Genomic DNA, 15,949 nt, shown 5'->3' with positions numbered 1-15,949 from the left:
CGCGCGATTGATCGTGAACGGCGGGCCACGTACAGTGTTCACCTGTCTCTCTGCCGGAACCGCCATGCCGATCGGATTTCAGAAGATGAACGCAAACGGCGACGACTTCGTCATCGTCGACCTGCGCGGTCAGGATCAGGAACACGTGCCGCGTATCGACCGCGACCTCGTGCGACGCATGGGCGACCGGCACCGCGGCATCGGCTTCAACCAGCTTGCCGTCGTGTCGGACTGCGACGACGCGGCGGCCCGCGTCGCGTTCTGGAACGCCGACGGCTCGCCGCTCGACACCTGCGGCAGCGCGACGCGCGGCGTCGCGCGGCAACTGATGCGGGAAACCGGCATGGCGTCGCTCGTGCTGCGGACCCGCCGCGGTTATCTCGTGTGTTCGCGGGAGACGAACGGCCTGATCACCGTCGAGATGGGCACGCCGCTCACCGGCTGGCGGGACGTGCCGGTCGCCGACGCGCTCGACACCCTCGCGCTGCCGCTGCCCGGCGCGCCGGCCGCCTGCAACATGGGCAACCCGCATTGCACGTTCTTCGTCGACGATCTCCACACGATCGACGTCGCGGCGCTCGGCCCCGCCATCGAAACGCATCCGCTGTTTCCGCAGAAAACCAACGTGCATTTCGTTCAGGTCATCGATCGCACGCATATTCGCCTGCGCATCTGGGAGCGCGGCGGCGGCGTGCCGCTCGGTTCGGGATCGTGTTCGTGCGGTGCGGTCGTCAACGGCATCCGGCGCGGGCTGCTCGACGATACGGTGCGGGTGACCTGCGACGGCGGCGACGTCACCGTTCGATGGGACGGCGCCGGCAGCGTGCTCCTGAGCGGGCCGGTTTCGTTCGGGTTCGACGGGGTGTGGGTGGACGAAGAGAAGCCGGTGATCTGATCGCCGGCATGTGCGGCATTCACGGCGTGTGGCGGCGCACCGCGCCGGTTCGCGCGCGATGCGCAGCCGCATCGTCATCGATCGTCGGGGCAATTCGCCCGGAGCCATGATGCGACGCCGAGCCCCCGCCGACTTGCGCCGACTCGCATGGCCACCGACGAACGGCGGTCGCCGGACCCGGCGCGGTGCGCGCCGGGCTGCGATACATCGAATCGACGATCAGTGCTTTTCGTCGACCTTCTTCGGCTTCGGCGGCGACGGCACCTTCGCGTACTGGAACGCCGGCGTCGCCTTCAGCGCTTCCTTCGTCGCGCCCGGCAGGTAGATGTTGCCCTTGCGCACGTCGAGCGACGCGATCGGCACCGCGACGTCGTGCGCGGCCACGCCGAGGAAGCCGCCGGCCGACACGATCGCCGCGGACACCGAGCCGTCCGGCGCGACGATCAGGTCGCGCACGGTGCCGACCTTCTGGTTGTCGTCGTTGTAGACGGCCTTGCCGAGCACGCTCTTCTTCACGCTCCAGCCTTCGAGCAGCGCCTGCGATTGCTCGACGGTGACGCTGATCGGCTGCGCACCCGCGATCTGCGCGTGCGCGCTGACGCTCGAGGCGAGGACGGTTGCTGCGATGAGGGTTTTGTAGAAAGCCATGCTGTTGTGCACTCCGGTGAATTGTTGTCGGTCGCGGCGGTCGGCCGAGCCGCCGCCGTGCATGCGCCGTGCATGCGCCGCGCGAAGCCCGGTGGCCCGCGCACGACACATCGCACCGGCCCATGTTAGCGCCACTCGCGCAACGCTGCATCGGACGCGATGACGCAGCACCCGTCATCTGCCCCGCGCGACGGCGACATTACGGACACCGCAGCGAATCGCGAACGCGGTCGAACTCCGGCAGATAACGCGCGTAGTTCTCCTCGCGCGCCGTGTAGATCAGCGCGCAGGTCTTCGTGTCGCCGGCAGTCGCCACGACCGCCTGGTGGACGATTGCATCGCCGAGCGCCTCCTTGTGCTCGCAAGTCAGTGCGGGCCTGCCGGCTATCGTTTCGTTTGCCGCGTGCGACGATTCGATCGCGCTGCCGCCTTCCCCGCCCCCCTCGTCCCACCCGTCGCAGAGGCTCGACAGGGCATCGTCGCTCTTGTCGCCGATGACGAACTCGATCCCGGCCGAGATCAGCCCGAACCTGAAACGCCGGATCCGGTAGGTCGCGTCGCCGCGATCCTCCGGCTGGTTCGCGACCCGCCATCCCGCAGGCAGACGCAGCTCCGCGGGCGCCGGATAGTCGCGCACGAGCCGCAGGTCGTTGTCGAAGTTCAGCACGCCCGCAACACCCAGCACGACGATCGCCGTCGCAATCGACAGCCAGACGCCGAGCAGCGTCAGCAGGCCGATGCCCGCCGCACGCCAGTTCGATTGCAGCGCACCGCCGGCCGCCCGATGAGCGTCGACGGCCTCGCGCTGCGCGTGCCGTGCATAGACGATCGTCCCGGCGAGACCGGCAATGACGACCGCATGCACGAGCGCGTGGGGCACCGCCGAGGTTTCCGGAACGTCCGCCGCCGCGTAAAGCACGATCGACGCGAGCGTGACGAGTGCCGTGACGAGAATCTGCCGCTGCGCGAGCGCGCGGTGGCCGAGACGCCGCGCGTTCGCCGCGAGCAAGATGCCGCCGGCGAGCGGCGAGCCGAGAAACGCCGCCCAGCCTATGCCCGCCATCGTGAACAGCTTGCCGGGCGGCGCCGTCGCCGCCCCGCCGGAAGCAGCGGGTTCGCCCGGGACAGCCGGTGCGTCGGACGGGAAATCGGTCATGCCGGTATCGTCCGCGTCACGCATTGCGCGAATACACCCTTCGATGTCGCACCGCCTCCGCCAGCACGTCGAGCACCGGCTCCGTCTGCGTCCAGCTCAGGCATGCATCCGTGATCGATACGCCGTACTTCAGCGGCACGCCCGGCTTCAGGTCCTGCCGCCCTGCCTCGAGATGGCTCTCGACCATCACGCCGACGATCCGGTGCTCGCCCTGCGACAGTTGCCGCGCGAGATCCTGCGCGACGTCGATCTGGCGGTCGTGCGACTTGTTCGAGTTCGCGTGCGAGCAGTCGACCATCACCTGTTCGCGCAACCCGGCCTTGCGCAGCACCGCACAGCATGCGTCGACATGCGCGGCGTCGTAGTTCGGGCCGTTCTTGCCGCCGCGCAGGATCACGTGCGCGTCGTCGTTGCCGCGCGTCTCGAAGATCGCGGCCATCCCCATCTTCGTCATCCCCATGAACGCATGGCTCGCGGCCGCCGCGACGATCGCGTCGGACGCGACCTGCACGCCGCCGTCGGTACCGTTCTTGAACCCGATCGGGCAGCTCAGGCCCGACGCGAGCTGGCGGTGGCTCTGGCTCTCGGTCGTGCGCGCGCCGATCGCGCCCCATGCGATCAGGTCGGCGATGTACTGCGGGCTCAGCAGGTCGAGGAATTCGGTCGACGCCGGCAGGCCCAGCGCGTTGATGTCGAGCAGCAATTGCCGCGCGGCGCGCAGCCCTTCGTTGATGCGGAAGCTGCCGTCGAGGCGCGGGTCGTTGATGTAGCCCTTCCAGCCGACCGTCGTGCGCGGCTTCTCGAAGTAGACGCGCATCGTGATCAGCAGGTCGTCCTTCAGCGCATCGGCGGCGGCCTTCAGCCGGCGTGCGTAGTCGAGCGCCTGGTCGTGATCGTGGATCGAACACGGGCCGACGACGAGCAGCAGCCGGTCGTCGCGGCCGTGCAGGATGTCGCCGATCACACGGCGCGTATCCTCGACGAGCGTCTGCGTGGCGGCCGGCACCGGCAGCTCGTCCAGCAGCAGCGCGGGCGAAATCAGCGGGCGCACGGCGCCGATGCGGACGTCGTCGATGCGCGTGGTGTCCTGCGTCGCGTCGGCGCTGCCTACCTCGCGATCGTGGGAAGGATTGTCGAGGTTCTGCATGGTGATTCTCCGGGGGACGTCTGTAATGATGAGCAGGCTCGATTATGGCACCCGGGCGGGGCGGCGAAGGGTTCCGGCGGGAGGGCGAGCGCGGCAAAGGCCGCGTTGACGCGACCAGGGTCAATTCCGGAATGAAAAAAGGCGACCCGTGAAGGGTCGCCCGGCCATGCGCCGCGTCGCGCGGTGCAGTGCGGTGCGACTAATGCAGCGTTTCGGGCGCCAGCGAATTGCTCGGCAGCAGCGACGTCAGCCAGCAATTGCTCGGCGCGGCTTTCCCGTTGAAACGGTCGTAGAGCCACGGCAGCATGCCGGCCACCCACGGCACGATCGCGCCCGCATGCTCGAGCGGATACTCGTTGTATATGACCGGCGTGCCGCTGGCGCAGAACTTCTGCGCGAGGGCGCGCACGTCGTACGCGAGCATCACGCCGTCGCCCACCTGGCTGCTGAAGGTGCCGTCCAGCGCGCCCGCGGTGCCCTGGCCGATGAACATCGGGATCGTCGGCGATGCGGCCAGCCCGGCATTCACCTTGTTGGCATACGTCACGTACGCGGGAATGCTGTTGATGTCGTTCGCGTATTGCGGCTTGAACAGCGTGCCCCAATGCAGCCCCGTGTATTTCGGCAGGATGTACGCGAGCGACTGGCTCTGGATGTCGTTGAACACGGCGACGCCGGTATCGCTGAGATAGGGCGTCAGGTCGAAGCCGTAGCCGCGCGACAGCCCGGCCAGCGCGGCCGCGGCCACGCCGCCCCACACGATGCTGCCGTCGACATAGCGCAGGTTGTGCGCGGGGTCGACCAGCACACCGCCTTCCGCCGCGCCGACGAGCTGCCGGTTGATCTCGGGCGCATAGCTCGGCGCGAGCTGCGCGGCCCAGTTCGTCGCGATCGCGCCGCCGGAATAGCCGATCATCGCGACCTTGCTCGACGGACTCAGGCCGGTCGACGGCGTATTGAGCGCCGCGCGGATCGAATCGAGCGTCGTCATCCCGTATTCGGGGCCGGCGGCGAAGTCGGCCGTCTGGCCTTCCGTATCGGGCACGATGACGTTGTAGCCGAGCAGCAGCAGCGTCGACAGCGGAATCGATTCCGCGCTGTAGAGCAGCGTGCCGACGTTGATGATCTTCGTGACGTCGCGATCGCCGGCGATCACCTGCGACGGCTCGTCGTACGGGTTCAGCGAATCGTAAGCCGACTGGTAGGAGATGGCCCGGCCGTTGCTGACCTGGCTCCGGATCACCGACGTCACGTTCACGACCGGCTGGTTCAGCGCGTTATTGGTGCGATACAGCAACTGCTGCGCGGTCAGCGCGGTCGGGATGCCGGCCACGTGATAGGTGACGTTGCGCGTCTTGAGCACCGTGCCCGGTGGAATCGATGCCAGCGGCGTGGTGCCGGTGTAGGTATAGAACGGATCGGACACGGCCGGTGCGCCGGCGCTGGCCGGCGATGCGGCGACCGCCAGCGCGGCGGATACGGCTGCCGCGGCCAGCATGAAACGTCTGGAGGACATGGTTTGGGCCCCTGGGATAACCTGCTTTCATCGAAGGAAGTTCGGCGGTGTTGCAGACCATCGTGTGCGCCGCGTCAGAACCGTTTCCGTGCCATCGACTGTCTCCTGTGAAAGAATGATCCGGCCTGTTCCGAGTTCGTAGTTTTAGTAGGAGTGCAAACCGGATTCATTGAAGCACATCGAGAACGCGCTCGACGGGCGTTTTCCATTGTTTGAAGGTAAACGTCTAAACCCGCCGCCGCACGATGCGGAGCGCGCCGGCCATTCGGCCGACTGTCCGCGTTTCGCGGAAGTACCGTACGATCACGGCTGTCGGGTACCGAAGCGGCCGCGTCGTGCGATGCCGGCCGCACGGCGCACCGCCTGCCTGTGACCGATCGTTTCCTGCCCAGCCGACACGCCACGATGACCGTCTCCGAACTGCTCCGCGCCATTCGCCAACCGTATGCCGACCTGCTCGCGAAAGCGGCCGCACAACCGGCCGTGATCGCCGAACCGGCCTACCGGCGTGCCGACGGCACGCTCGCCACCGAAGGGCCGCTCGCGCTGCCGTGCCGGGCCGACATCATCGCGACCGAAGGCGAATCGGCCGGCCAGCCGGCGATGGTCGATTCCGCCACGCAGCTGGATTTCGAGCCGCTCGCGTTCGATCTCGACACGGCGGCCGTGTCGATCCGCCCGTTCGTGTGGGACTGGGCCGCGATCGAGGCCGACGGTCTCGACGAAAGCGCGGCGGCTGACGCGTTCAAGGCATGGTTCTTCGCGTGGTTCGATGCCGACGACGAGAACACGCCGGCCGAAGACGGCCTGCACGGGATCGTTCACTACCTGTCGGAGCCGGTTCGCGCGGAACAGGGGTGGCGCGTCCATGCGGATCTCGGCTCCGCGCCCGAAACGGCCGTGGAGGATCTGCTGTTCCGGCTCGTCGATGCGGGCGCTTCGCGGATCAGCATCGGTTGACTGGCCGCTCCGTTTCCCTTACGCCATCATGAAAAAAATCTTCGCAACCGTGCTGCTTTGCGTGTCGCTTCCGGCACTCGCCAAGGTATCCACCGACGTGTTCTGCTTCAGGTCGGACGGCGACAAACCCGTGCGCTTCGAGATGCGCACCTACTATGACGATGCGGTCAAATGGTCGGGCGGCATGGTCCGGTACGCGCAATCGAAAACGGCCCTGCCGCTGGTGATCGAACATGAGGAGGATGAAGTGCTCGACGAAAGCCGTCCGCATCAGTACACGACGACCTGGGTCGAAATGGTCGGCGGCAAGGTCAACGGGCGCTACGAAATGATGACCCAGGGCGCGATGGTCTATTCGATGACCTACACCAACGCACGCACCGGCAAGCAGACCGCGTTCGGCCGCGCGCTGGATGTCGACGCGTCCGAACAGACCGGGTGCCGCTGGTGATGCGCCCGCTGATCCGGATCGCGTGGGTGCTGGTCGCGCTGCACGCAGGCTTCGCGCATGCCGCGCCGCGCACGGTCTACGAGGGCACGCTGCAAGGCGCCGGCACCGTCGTGATGGAACTCGACGATCGCCCGGCTGCGGACGGCTCGATCTCCGGCCGCTACTTCTATGCGCAGCACGGCGTCGATATTCCGCTGCACGGCACGCCCGCGCAGCTGGTCGAACCGCTCGTGCGAACGCAGTTGCCCGACGATGCGCGCGACGCGTCGGGATTCCGCGAGCAAGCCGATTTCGATCATGCCGCGGCCACCTGGCAAGGCACGCGGGACAAGGCCGGCTATCGCGGCCGCTGGACCGATGCGCGCTCCAGCAAGACGCGCAGCTTCACGCTGCGGCGCGTCGCTGAATACGATCCCGATGCGGTTGCGCCCGGGTCGGTCGAAGCCGTCACCAACAGCATCGCCGGCGGCGTCGGCAGCGGTATCGCAAGCGGCGTGGCCATCGACATGCGGCAGGCGCCTTATGCCGCGCTGAAGCTTGCCGGGCACGCGCAGCCGGCCGGCCCCGAGATCGGAGACGGCACCGTCGCGTACCGAATGTGGCGCGACCCGCGCACGAAGCTCATGTATCCGCGTCTGAGCCGCCATCCCGATCCAGCGGTCATGGCACGGGTCAACCGCCTGCTCGAACAGCAGCACTGGCAGATGAATCTCGCCGCGCTCGAATGTGCGTCGACCCGCTATTCCGACGACGGGCCGTCCGCCGGTTCGCTCGGCGGCTACGACGACGAACAGGTGACGGTCACGTGGCTGTCACCTGCGGCACTCGGCATCGTGGAATCGGGCAGTACGTACTGCGGCGGCGCTCATCCGAACAATCACTACGATCCGGTCACGTTCGACCTGCTGCGCGGTACGTACCTCGACTGGAATCGCGTGATCGACGCGGCTAAAGCAGGCAAGGACGGCGCCCCGGCAACGAGCCCCGCGCTGGTGAGTTTCATTACGCAGTTGCGCGACAAGGCAACACACGGTCTGCAAGTGACAGACGGCAAAGACGTCTCGCTGTCGTGCGCGGATGTGTTCCCCGAGTATCTGGCGTTCGAACTCGACGCACCCGGCAAGCTCTCGTTCGTCGTATCCGGGATCGGGCACGCGATGGGCGCCTGTCTCGGGCCGCAGCTCGATGCGCCGTTCGCGGCGCTCGCGCCGATCCTGAGGCCGGGCGGCGCGCGTTATCTCGTACCGGGCGTCAAGCTGAAGTAACGCGGCGGCGCGGGCGTTATCCGCGTCGCACCCCGGCCCCACCGCGTGGCGACGGGGCCGGGCGACGCGCATGCACCGCCGTCATTTACGTCAGGACGCGTCGCCTTGCGCGTCGACGTCGATGCCCAGCTCGCCGGCCATCCGCAGAACCAGCGCATTCAGCCGCGCCACTTCATCCGCGAGGCGCTTCTGTTCGGCCTTCAGCGCTTCGAATTCCGAAGGCGGCACGGAATCCGCCCCGCCGGCATCCGCACCCGCGAAGTCGGCCACGTTCACTTCGCCGCACATCAGGTGCATCCAGCGGTTCTCGCGCGCGCCCGGCGCACGCGGCAACCGGACGACGAGCGGCTGCGCGCGCGCCGCGAGTTCGTCGAGGAACGCCTCGACCGACGAGATATCCGCGAAACCGTGCAGGCGCGCGCTGTTCAGGCGCAACTCTGCGGCCGTCTGCGGGCCACGCAGCAGCAGAATCGTCAGCAGCGCGATCGCCTGGCTCGGGATGCCGAGCACGCGGTTCACGTTGTGCTCGAAACGCGGCACGCGGCTGCTGCTGCCTTCCATCACGAGGCTCAGGTGCTTCAGCCCGTCGAGCGCGGTCGTGACTTCGTCCTCGCTGACGTTCATCACCGGCGAGCGCGCGGTTTTCTGGTTGCAGCCCGCGGTCAGCGCATTCAGCGACAGCGGATAGGTGTCCGGCACCGTGTGCTGTTTCTCGACGAGCACACCGAGAATGCGGGCCTCGAGGGGCGTGAGTTCGCGAAGGGCGCGTGGCGTGGGCGTATCCGGCGTGGTGGTCATGAGTGGCGTCGCAGCGTGCAGCAGGTGAAGGGAAACAGTCGCGGCCCGTCCGGCATCGCGCACGGGCGAGCCATATGATAGCTCGCGTCGCTCGGCCCGGCGCCACTCGCCAGCCGCCGCGCGCACTTGCCGCAGCCGGCTTTCGTCCGGCCTGCCTGCCGGCCGGTGCCGCGCGGCGACGGATGCGCGCCGTGCCGGCGATTCCGCCGCCTCGCACGCGGCGGCGTTTGCGCGACACGCATGCCGGCGCTACGATATGCGTCACCCCGACGTCCGCGGCGCGGCGCGAGCGCTCTCGCACGCATCACCACGCATCGCCCGTCCCGCACGCCATGCCGCCACGCATGCGCGTCGCCCGTCGACGCCGCTCATCCGCTCATCCGCTCATCCATTCACCCCTTCGACCCGCTCACCGCCATGACCGCATCCTCTTCCGCACCTCACGTGCGCGCCATCGTCACCGGACACACACGCGGCCTCGGCGCGTCGCTCGCCGAACAGCTGCTGCTGGAAGGCATCGCCGTGCTGGGCGTGTCGCGCAGCCGTCATCCGACGCTCGCGTCGCAAGCCGGCGACCGATTCTCCGAAATCGAACTCGACCTGTCGGACACGCCGGCCGTCGCGACCTGGCTGGCCGGCGACACGCTGCGCCGCTTCGTCGACGGCGCGTCGATCGTGCTGCTGTTCAACAACGCGGGCATCGTCGATCCGATCGGCCCGCTCGCCGCGCAGGATCCGGCGATCGTCGCACGCGCGGTCGGCGTGAACGTCGCGGCGCCGCTGATGCTGTCGGCCGCGCTCGCGCAAGCGGCATCGGCCACGACCGAATGCCGGATCCTGCACGTGTCGAGCGGCGCGGCGCGCAACGCATACGCGGGCTGGAGCGTCTACTGCGCGACCAAGGCCGCGCTCGATCACCATGCGCGCGCGGTCGCGCTCGACGCGAACCGCGCGTTGCGGGTCTGCAGCGTCGCGCCGGGCGTCGTCGACACGGGCATGCAGGCAACGATCCGCTCGACCAGCGAAGACAACTTCCCGATGCGCGAGAAATTCGACCAGTTGAAGTCGAGCGGCGCGCTCGCGACGCCCGAGGCGGCCGCGCGGCAGTTGATCGGCTATGCGCTGAGCGATGCGTTCGGCTCGGTACCGACCGCCGACGTGCGGGAACTGCCGAGCCACTGAGCCACGCCGGACGTCAACGTCCTTCGAGCCGCTTCGTCCAGTCCTCGACCTGCCGCTCCGCCCGGCGCTTGTCGAGCATCCTGCGCCAGCCGGCCGGCAGTATCGGGACCTCGCACAGCGCCTCGAGCGCGGCCATGTCGAGCGTGCGCCGGTACAGCACGTCGAGCACCGTCGACAACGTCCATTGCGGATAGGCGCGCCGCTGCAGCGCCAGCACGTCGCCCGGCGCCACCCAGCCCGCCTGCAGCACGCGGTAATACCAGCCGGTCCGGCCGCTTTGCTGCACGAGCGCGGCCATCCGCGGATGATCGAAGCGCGCGTTGAGCTTCCAGCACGGCTGCCGCGACTGCGACACCTGAAGCACGGCGCCGCCGAGCGTGAACTCGTCGCCGAGACACACGTCGTGCTCGGTCACGCCGTGCGTCGACAGGTTCTCGCCGAACGCACCCGGTTGCGCGAGCACGTCGCGTGCGCCGATCTGCGCGGCCCACCATGCGTAGTGATCGTGCGCATAGTGGTGCACCGCCTTGTCGGGGCCGCCGTGATGCCGCGCATCGGCCTGCTCGTCGCCGGCAAAGCCGAGCGCGCCCAGCCACAAGCGCGATCCGACCGGCTGCTTGTCGATCGCGCTGGCGTGCGGCGTGCCGGCCAGCGGCCGGCTCGTGCCGATCCGCACCGCGCCGATAGAGGCCGAGATCGCCGGCCATGCCACGTCGCTCATGTCGTCACACCGTCAGGCAATGCCGCGAGCAGGCGTTCGAGTTCGCGCGTGCGCGCGTCGCCGAGCGGCATCAGCGGCTTCCTCGGTTCGCCGGCATCGAAGCCGCACAGGCGCAGCCCGGCCTTCACGGTCACCGGCAAGCCGCCGTTGACGATGAACTGCAGCAGCGGCAGCTGCGCCTGAAAGACCGCCCGTGCGCGCGCCAGGTCGCCCGCGCGCATCGCGTCGAACAGCGCCAGCGGCAACACCGCATTCAGGTTCGGCGCGGCCGTGCACCATCCGGCCGCGCCGGCCGCGAGGGCGGCGAGCGCCATCGGGTTGCTGCCGTTGTAGAACGGAATCGCGCCGTCGCTCAGTTGCGCGAGACGGTGCATCCGCCCGATGTCGCCCGTGCTCTCCTTCACCATCGTCACGTTGTCGACGGTCCGGCAGATCGTCGCGATCAGGTCGGGCGACATGTCGACGCCGCTCGTCGCGGGGTTGTTGTACAGCATGATCGGGATGCCGATGGCGGCGCCGATCGCGCGATAGTGCGCGACGATCTCATCGTGACCGAGCTTCCAGTACGACACCGGCAGCACCATCACCGCATCGGCGCCGGCCTGCTCGGCGAAGCGCGCGCGGCGCACCGCGCCCGCCGTGGTGAGATCGGAAATGCCGACGACGGTCGGCACGCGCCGGCGCACCGCGCGGATCGACGCGGTGGCGACCGCCTCCCATTCCGCGTCGGACAGGTATGCGCTCTCGCCGGTACTGCCCAGCGGCGCGATCGCGTGGACGCCGTCGGCAATCAGGCGCTCGATCAGCGCGTCGAGCGCCGTGAGGTCGACGCCGCCGTCGGCGGAGAACGGTGTAACCGGGTAGGCAATGATGCCTTTCAGCAGGATGGACACGATAGGTAATCCTCAGTGATGGTCGGACACGGCAGCGGCGAATCGCCCGCTCACGCGACGCAGTCCGGATGTGTGCGCAATGCCCTGCGCGCGTAGTAGTCGAAAGTCACCGCATCGCGCTTCGGCTTCGAAATCCAGTCGTGCGCTTCGCGCGCCAGCGCCGGCGGCACCGGCCTGATCTCGCCGGCCGCCATCGCGAGCAGTTGCAGCTTCGCGGCCCGCTCGATCAGCAGCGCGAGGATGCACGCTTCCTCGATCGTCTTGCCGACCACGAGCTGGCCGTGATGCGACAGCAGGATCGCGCGCTTGCTGCCGAGCGCCTTCGAGATGATCTCGCCCTCCTCGTTGCCGACCGGCACGCCGGGCCAGTCCTTCAGGAACGCGCAATCGTCGTACAGCGGGCAGGTATCCATGTGCGACACGACGAGCGGCTGCTCGAGCATCGACAGCGCCGCGACATGCGCCGGATGCGTATGGATGATGCAGTTCACGTCCGGGCGCTCGCGATAGATCCATGTATGGAACCGGTTGGCCGGATTCGGGATGCCTTCGCCGTCGACGACGTCGAGATCCTCGTTCACGCGCAGCAGGTTCGCGGCCGAGATCTCGTCGAAACCGAGCCCGAGCCGCTGCGTGTAGTACGTGCCGGCGTCGCCCGCGCGGCAGGTGATCTGCCCGGCCAGGCCGGAATCGTGGCCGGCGTCGAACAGGATCCGGCACGTGAGCGCGAGCTTCTGCCGCGCGGCCCAGCCGCTGTCGCCCACCTCGTTGTCGAGACGCCGCTCCGCCAGTGCGACCAGCGCCTCCTTCGTCAGATTCAGCGTTTCCGCCATGTTCACCTCCTGAATGGACCGGGTCGGTCACGCCGTTCGCGCCGCTTTCCCGGGAATACGTGACACACGATACACCACAGGACACGTTGTGTCATGCGTTACAATCCGTTTTTCGAAGGACACCTGGCGCCCCATGACGATTCGCCTGAAGCTGCTCAGAAAACAGAAGGGCTGGACGCTCGACGTGCTGGCCGACGAGACGGGCCTCACCAAGAGCTACCTGTCGAAAGTCGAGCGCGGCCTGAGCGTGCCGTCGATCGCGGTCGCGCTGAAGCTGTCGAAGGCACTGAATGTCGATGTCGAACAGTTGTTCTCGGAAAGCCGCAACCGCGAGCTGATCACGGTCACGCGCGCCGGCGAGCGCACGGCGATGGGCGCGGCGGCCGACAGCCACGCACACCGCTTCGAGAGCATCGCGGCCGGCGTCGCACCGAAGAAGATGCTGCCGTTCGTCGTGCATCCGCCGCACGAGTTCGTCGCATCGACGTTCCGCGAGCACGAAGGCGAGGAATTCCTGTTCGTGCACAAGGGGCGCGTCGAAATCGAATTCCCGAACGAGACGGTGCAACTCAAGACCGGCGATTCAGTCTATTTCAACGCACTCATCCCGCACCGCACGCGCAGCCTCGGCGCCGCGCAGGCGGAGATCCTGGTCATCGTCAGTCACGACGACTAGCCTCGCCACCTCTTCGCGCAAGGATCCCCGATGGTCACGAAGGCCACCGCACCGTTCCAGCAGATCAAGACGCTCGTTCGCCAGAACGTCGACTCGGGCGACTGGCGCCCCGGCGACCGCATTCCGTCCGAGCTCGATCTCGCCGCGCAGTTCGGCGTTGCACGCATGACGGTCAACCGCGCGTTGCGCGAGCTGACCGAGGAAGGCGTGCTGAAGCGCATCGCGGGCGTCGGCACGTTCGTCGCCGAGGCGAAGCCGCAGTCGAACCTGCTGATGATCGCGCACATCCGCGACGAAATCCGCGCACGCGGGCACGAATACCGCTGCCGCGTGCTGAGCCAGTCGAGCGAGCCCGCGTCGTTCGACGTCGCGGCCGCGTTCGGCCTGCCAGTCAATACGCCGGTTTTTCACGTGGTGTGCGTGCACGAGGAAAACGGCCGCCCGATCCAGCTCGAGGATCGCTACGTGAACCCGGCCGCCGCGCCCGGTTTCATCGACCAGGATTTCCAGGTCGAGCCGCCGTCCGAGTATCTGTACAACAACGTGTCGCACTACGAACTGGAAATCGAGCACGTGGTCGATGCGTCGCTGCCGACCGGCGAACAGGCGCGGCTGCTCGACATGCGCGCCGACGAGCCGTGCCTCACGCTCACGCGCCGCACCTGGACGAACGGGCTGCCCGTCACGTTCGTGCACTTCCTGCATCCGGGCAACCGCTACCGGCTCGGCTCGCGCTTCAAGCCGGGCGCCGGGCGCCACCCGACCTGATCCTTCGTCACACACCGGCACGCACAAATGCGCGCGGCGGCCGTTTCGTCGAGAAACGGCCGCCGCGTCCTTCACGCGCGCCCGCCGGCGTCAGAGCACGCCGGCCTGCCCCGCACCACGCGACCACACGACCGGAAACAGCGGATGGTCGAGCGGCGCGCCGTCGGGCAGTTGCTCCGCGAGCCCGGGAAAATCGGGCGACGTCTTCCAGCGGCGCGGCGCGTGACGGATATCGTCGCCGACGAAGCGGATCGAGAACGCGCGCCGACGGTTCTGCGTACCGCCCGACGCGTGCAGCGTGAGCATCCGGAAGCACACCATGTCGCCGGGCTCGAGCGCCCAATGGCGGATCGGGAAGGCCGCACGGTCGCCTTCGATGTCGGGCAGGTCCGCGAGGCTGCCTTCCGGAAACCACTTCGCTTCCTTGTCCATGAACGTGCGCGGCATCAGCCACGGCCCGCGATGCGAGCCCGCGACGAACTCCAGCGTCGATTCGAGCGGCACCGGATCGACCGGAATCCACATGCTGACGTTGTCGTCGCCCTCGATGTTGTAGTACGGCTGGTCCTGATGCCACGGCGTGCGCTGCCGCGTGCCGGGCTCCTTCACGAGCAGGTGGTCGTGATGAAGCCGCACGTTCTCCGTGCCCATCAGCGCGGCAGCCACCGACGGCGCCGGCGAGCGCACGATGAAGTCGCGATACGCGTCGTTGTGCTGCCAGTTGCAGAAATCCTCGAAGAACCAGCCCGGATCGTCGGGCCGGCTCGCGACTTTCGCGCGCGGGCTCGGCTGCGCGAGATTCGCGTCGATGCCGGCGCGCAGCGCGGCGACTTCATCGGGCGAGAAGATGCCCTTGATGCAGACCGCGCCTTCCTCGCGGAACGCGGCAATCAGTTCGGGCGTCACGGCTTGCGCGACGCGATCCTCGATACTCGTCATGGTGTGCCTGTCGATTGAATGAATCACGGAATCACCGAATCACGGTGCCGAAGTCAGCTGCTGCTTCGCACCGTAGATGTCGAAGTCGAAATATTTCGCGGCGATCTTCTGGTACGTACCGTTCGCGCGGATCGCGACGATCGCGTCGTTCAGCCGCTTCTTCATCGCGTCGTCGCCCTTGCGCACGCCCATCGCGACGCCGTAGCCGGTGATCCGCACGTCGGTCACGTCGGGGCCCGCGAACGCATAGCCCTTGCCGCGCGGCGTCTTCAGGAACGAGTAGCCGGCCTGCGTCTTGTCCTGGAAGGTCGCGTCGAGGCGGCCGTTGACGAGATCCTGGTACACCTGGTCCTGGTTCTGGTACGAGACGATCGTCACGCCCCTGGTCGCCCATTCGGCCTTCGCGTACGCCTCCTGCGTCGTGCCCTGGTCGATCCCGACGCGCTTGCCCGCGAGCGACGCGGCGGTCGGCAGCAGCTTCGAGCCGACCGGCGCGACGAGCGCGCCCGGCGACGCATACAGCTTGTTCGAGAAGTCGATCTGCTTGAGCCGCTCGTCGGTGGCCGTCATCGCGGACATGATCACGTCGAACTTGCGTGCGCGCAGCGCCGGAATCATCCCGTCGAAGCCCTGCTCGACCCAGACGCACTTTGCACGCAGTTGCTCGCAGATCGCATTGCGCAGGTCGATGTCGAAGCCGGCGAGCGAGCCGTCGGGCTGCTTCGCCTCGAACGGCGGATACGTGGGATCGATGCCCCAGCGGATCGTCGACGTGTCCTGCGCGAACGACACGAGCGGCGCGAATGCCAGCGCGGTAACGAGAAGCCTTGCAGTGCGGTTCATGGCGTGTCCTTGATGGTCTCGACGCGGCGCGCAAGCGCCGGCGTCCGGTGGGTGGCGTTGCGCCGGAACGCCCGGCGCGGTGCGCGAAAGACTGGGACTTCGATGGAACTGCGATGCAGTCTAGACCGCTCAAATTTCGAGCGCAAGCGGGGGGAAGGCAGAATGCGCGGATTAAGGTCGGGAGACTGTGAGAGGCCGGAAATGACGCCCTGAACACACGCGCATAGCGTGGATTTACGAGATTTTCGGGTGTTTACC

17 protein-coding genes are annotated in these 15,949 nt (G+C 67.8%); 7 read left to right on the top strand and 10 right to left on the bottom strand.

Translation table 11 applies throughout. The features are described from left to right. The first annotated feature begins 64 nt into the window (after positions 1-64). Positions 65-895 (top strand): diaminopimelate epimerase, encoded by an 831-nt coding sequence (gene dapF / locus ABIC51_RS02295; protein ID WP_354006334.1) that lies wholly within the window; start codon positions 65-67, stop codon positions 893-895. Positions 896-1,114: 219 nt separating this feature from the next. Here the strand turns inward: dapF and ABIC51_RS02290 are convergent, their stop codons facing one another. The 4 genes from ABIC51_RS02290 to ABIC51_RS02275 all read right to left on the bottom strand — a co-directional run bounded on the left by ABIC51_RS02290 (position 1,115) and on the right by ABIC51_RS02275 (position 5,362). Continuing rightward, positions 1,115-1,543, bottom strand: a complete 429-nt coding sequence (locus ABIC51_RS02290; protein ID WP_027790281.1) for a PRC-barrel domain-containing protein — start codon at positions 1,541-1,543, stop codon at positions 1,115-1,117. A gap of 199 nt (positions 1,544-1,742) precedes the next feature. Continuing rightward, entirely contained in the window at positions 1,743-2,699 is a 957-nt protein-coding gene (locus ABIC51_RS02285; protein ID WP_138143397.1) for a hypothetical protein, read from the bottom strand. Between the two features lie 16 nt (positions 2,700-2,715). Then, positions 2,716-3,846: a 3-deoxy-7-phosphoheptulonate synthase gene (locus ABIC51_RS02280; protein WP_354006333.1), complete on the bottom strand. Its 1,131-nt coding sequence runs from the start codon at positions 3,844-3,846 to the stop codon at positions 2,716-2,718. A 199-nt stretch (positions 3,847-4,045) separates the two neighbouring features. After that, entirely contained in the window at positions 4,046-5,362 is a 1,317-nt protein-coding gene (locus ABIC51_RS02275; RefSeq protein WP_027790279.1) for a lipase family protein, read from the bottom strand. Between the two features lie 405 nt (positions 5,363-5,767). Between ABIC51_RS02275 and ABIC51_RS02270 the strand changes: the two genes are divergently transcribed. From ABIC51_RS02270 to ABIC51_RS02260, 3 genes are read left to right on the top strand one after another with little or no spacing between them, the layout of a single operon-like run. After that, on the top strand, positions 5,768-6,322 hold the full coding sequence (locus ABIC51_RS02270; protein WP_354006332.1) for a hypothetical protein: 555 nt from the start codon (positions 5,768-5,770) through the stop codon (positions 6,320-6,322). Continuing rightward, positions 6,291-6,773, top strand: a complete 483-nt coding sequence (locus tag ABIC51_RS02265) for a hypothetical protein (RefSeq protein WP_226128796.1) — start codon at positions 6,291-6,293, stop codon at positions 6,771-6,773. Before ABIC51_RS02270 ends, ABIC51_RS02265 begins: the two co-directional genes overlap by 32 nt. Next, complete coding sequence (locus ABIC51_RS02260; protein ID WP_354006360.1) at positions 6,773-8,038, top strand: hypothetical protein; 1,266 nt, start codon at positions 6,773-6,775, stop codon at positions 8,036-8,038. Before ABIC51_RS02265 ends, ABIC51_RS02260 begins: the two co-directional genes overlap by 1 nt. Positions 8,039-8,128: 90 nt before the next feature. On the opposite strand, the gene ABIC51_RS02255 is transcribed toward ABIC51_RS02260, so the two are convergent. After that, entirely contained in the window at positions 8,129-8,836 is a 708-nt protein-coding gene (locus ABIC51_RS02255; RefSeq protein ID WP_027790275.1) for a YceH family protein, read from the bottom strand. A 417-nt stretch (positions 8,837-9,253) separates the two neighbouring features. Here ABIC51_RS02255 and ABIC51_RS02250 point away from each other — a divergent pair, with 417 nt between their 5' ends. Beyond that, complete coding sequence (locus ABIC51_RS02250) at positions 9,254-10,018, top strand: SDR family oxidoreductase (RefSeq protein ID WP_027790274.1); 765 nt, start codon at positions 9,254-9,256, stop codon at positions 10,016-10,018. A 13-nt stretch (positions 10,019-10,031) separates the two neighbouring features. Here ABIC51_RS02250 and ABIC51_RS02245 read toward each other — a convergent pair whose 3' ends face one another. From ABIC51_RS02245 to ABIC51_RS02235, 3 genes are read right to left on the bottom strand one after another with little or no spacing between them, the layout of a single operon-like run. Beyond that, complete coding sequence (locus ABIC51_RS02245; RefSeq protein WP_354006331.1) at positions 10,032-10,739, bottom strand: MOSC domain-containing protein; 708 nt, start codon at positions 10,737-10,739, stop codon at positions 10,032-10,034. Then, positions 10,736-11,632 (bottom strand): dihydrodipicolinate synthase family protein, encoded by an 897-nt coding sequence (locus ABIC51_RS02240; RefSeq protein ID WP_354006330.1) that lies wholly within the window; start codon positions 11,630-11,632, stop codon positions 10,736-10,738. Before ABIC51_RS02240 ends, ABIC51_RS02245 begins: the two co-directional genes overlap by 4 nt. A 50-nt stretch (positions 11,633-11,682) precedes the next feature. Next, on the bottom strand, positions 11,683-12,465 hold the full coding sequence (locus tag ABIC51_RS02235; protein WP_354006329.1) for an aldolase: 783 nt from the start codon (positions 12,463-12,465) through the stop codon (positions 11,683-11,685). A 133-nt stretch (positions 12,466-12,598) separates the two neighbouring features. Here ABIC51_RS02235 and ABIC51_RS02230 point away from each other — a divergent pair, with 133 nt between their 5' ends. Further along, complete coding sequence (locus tag ABIC51_RS02230; protein ID WP_021158662.1) at positions 12,599-13,141, top strand: helix-turn-helix domain-containing protein; 543 nt, start codon at positions 12,599-12,601, stop codon at positions 13,139-13,141. Positions 13,142-13,171: 30 nt separating this feature from the next. Further along, a complete protein-coding gene (hutC, locus tag ABIC51_RS02225) occupies positions 13,172-13,909 on the top strand; it encodes a histidine utilization transcriptional repressor HutC (RefSeq protein ID WP_027790270.1) in 738 nt (245 codons plus the stop codon). Between the two features lie 90 nt (positions 13,910-13,999). Here the strand turns inward: hutC and ABIC51_RS02220 are convergent, their stop codons facing one another. Next, entirely contained in the window at positions 14,000-14,848 is an 849-nt protein-coding gene (locus ABIC51_RS02220) for a phytanoyl-CoA dioxygenase family protein (protein WP_060372935.1), read from the bottom strand. Positions 14,849-14,887: 39 nt separating this feature from the next. Further along, positions 14,888-15,691: an ABC transporter substrate-binding protein gene (locus ABIC51_RS02215; RefSeq protein ID WP_027790268.1), complete on the bottom strand. Its 804-nt coding sequence runs from the start codon at positions 15,689-15,691 to the stop codon at positions 14,888-14,890. Positions 15,692-15,949 lie beyond the last annotated feature (258 nt).

Source organism: Burkholderia sp. 572, assembly GCF_040545135.1.
Lineage (GTDB): Bacteria > Pseudomonadota > Gammaproteobacteria > Burkholderiales > Burkholderiaceae > Burkholderia > Burkholderia cepacia.
The sequence above is the reverse complement of the archived record's forward strand: the minus strand, read 5'-3'. Positions and strand labels throughout refer to the sequence as shown.

Excerpts from the sequence above, each read along its gene's own strand:
- ABIC51_RS02230 (WP_021158662.1), top strand. The coding sequence starts at position 12,599 with ATGACGATTCGCCTGAAGCTGCTCAGAAAACAGAAGGGCTGGACGCTC.
- ABIC51_RS02255 (WP_027790275.1), bottom strand. The coding sequence starts at position 8,836 with ATGACCACCACGCCGGATACGCCCACGCCACGCGCCCTTCGCGAACTC.
- ABIC51_RS02275 (WP_027790279.1), bottom strand. The coding sequence starts at position 5,362 with ATGTCCTCCAGACGTTTCATGCTGGCCGCGGCAGCCGTATCCGCCGCG.
- ABIC51_RS02285 (WP_138143397.1), bottom strand. The coding sequence starts at position 2,699 with ATGACCGATTTCCCGTCCGACGCACCGGCTGTCCCGGGCGAACCCGCT.
- ABIC51_RS02250 (WP_027790274.1), top strand. The coding sequence starts at position 9,254 with ATGACCGCATCCTCTTCCGCACCTCACGTGCGCGCCATCGTCACCGGA.
- hutC (WP_027790270.1), top strand. The coding sequence starts at position 13,172 with ATGGTCACGAAGGCCACCGCACCGTTCCAGCAGATCAAGACGCTCGTT.
- ABIC51_RS02280 (WP_354006333.1), bottom strand. The coding sequence starts at position 3,846 with ATGCAGAACCTCGACAATCCTTCCCACGATCGCGAGGTAGGCAGCGCC.
- dapF (WP_354006334.1), top strand. The coding sequence starts at position 65 with ATGCCGATCGGATTTCAGAAGATGAACGCAAACGGCGACGACTTCGTC.
- ABIC51_RS02245 (WP_354006331.1), bottom strand. The coding sequence starts at position 10,739 with ATGAGCGACGTGGCATGGCCGGCGATCTCGGCCTCTATCGGCGCGGTG.
- ABIC51_RS02290 (WP_027790281.1), bottom strand. The coding sequence starts at position 1,543 with ATGGCTTTCTACAAAACCCTCATCGCAGCAACCGTCCTCGCCTCGAGC.
- ABIC51_RS02215 (WP_027790268.1), bottom strand. The coding sequence starts at position 15,691 with ATGAACCGCACTGCAAGGCTTCTCGTTACCGCGCTGGCATTCGCGCCG.
- ABIC51_RS02260 (WP_354006360.1), top strand. The coding sequence starts at position 6,773 with ATGCGCCCGCTGATCCGGATCGCGTGGGTGCTGGTCGCGCTGCACGCA.
- ABIC51_RS02270 (WP_354006332.1), top strand. The coding sequence starts at position 5,768 with ATGACCGTCTCCGAACTGCTCCGCGCCATTCGCCAACCGTATGCCGAC.
- ABIC51_RS02235 (WP_354006329.1), bottom strand. The coding sequence starts at position 12,465 with ATGGCGGAAACGCTGAATCTGACGAAGGAGGCGCTGGTCGCACTGGCG.
- ABIC51_RS02220 (WP_060372935.1), bottom strand. The coding sequence starts at position 14,848 with ATGACGAGTATCGAGGATCGCGTCGCGCAAGCCGTGACGCCCGAACTG.
- ABIC51_RS02265 (WP_226128796.1), top strand. The coding sequence starts at position 6,291 with ATGCGGGCGCTTCGCGGATCAGCATCGGTTGACTGGCCGCTCCGTTTC.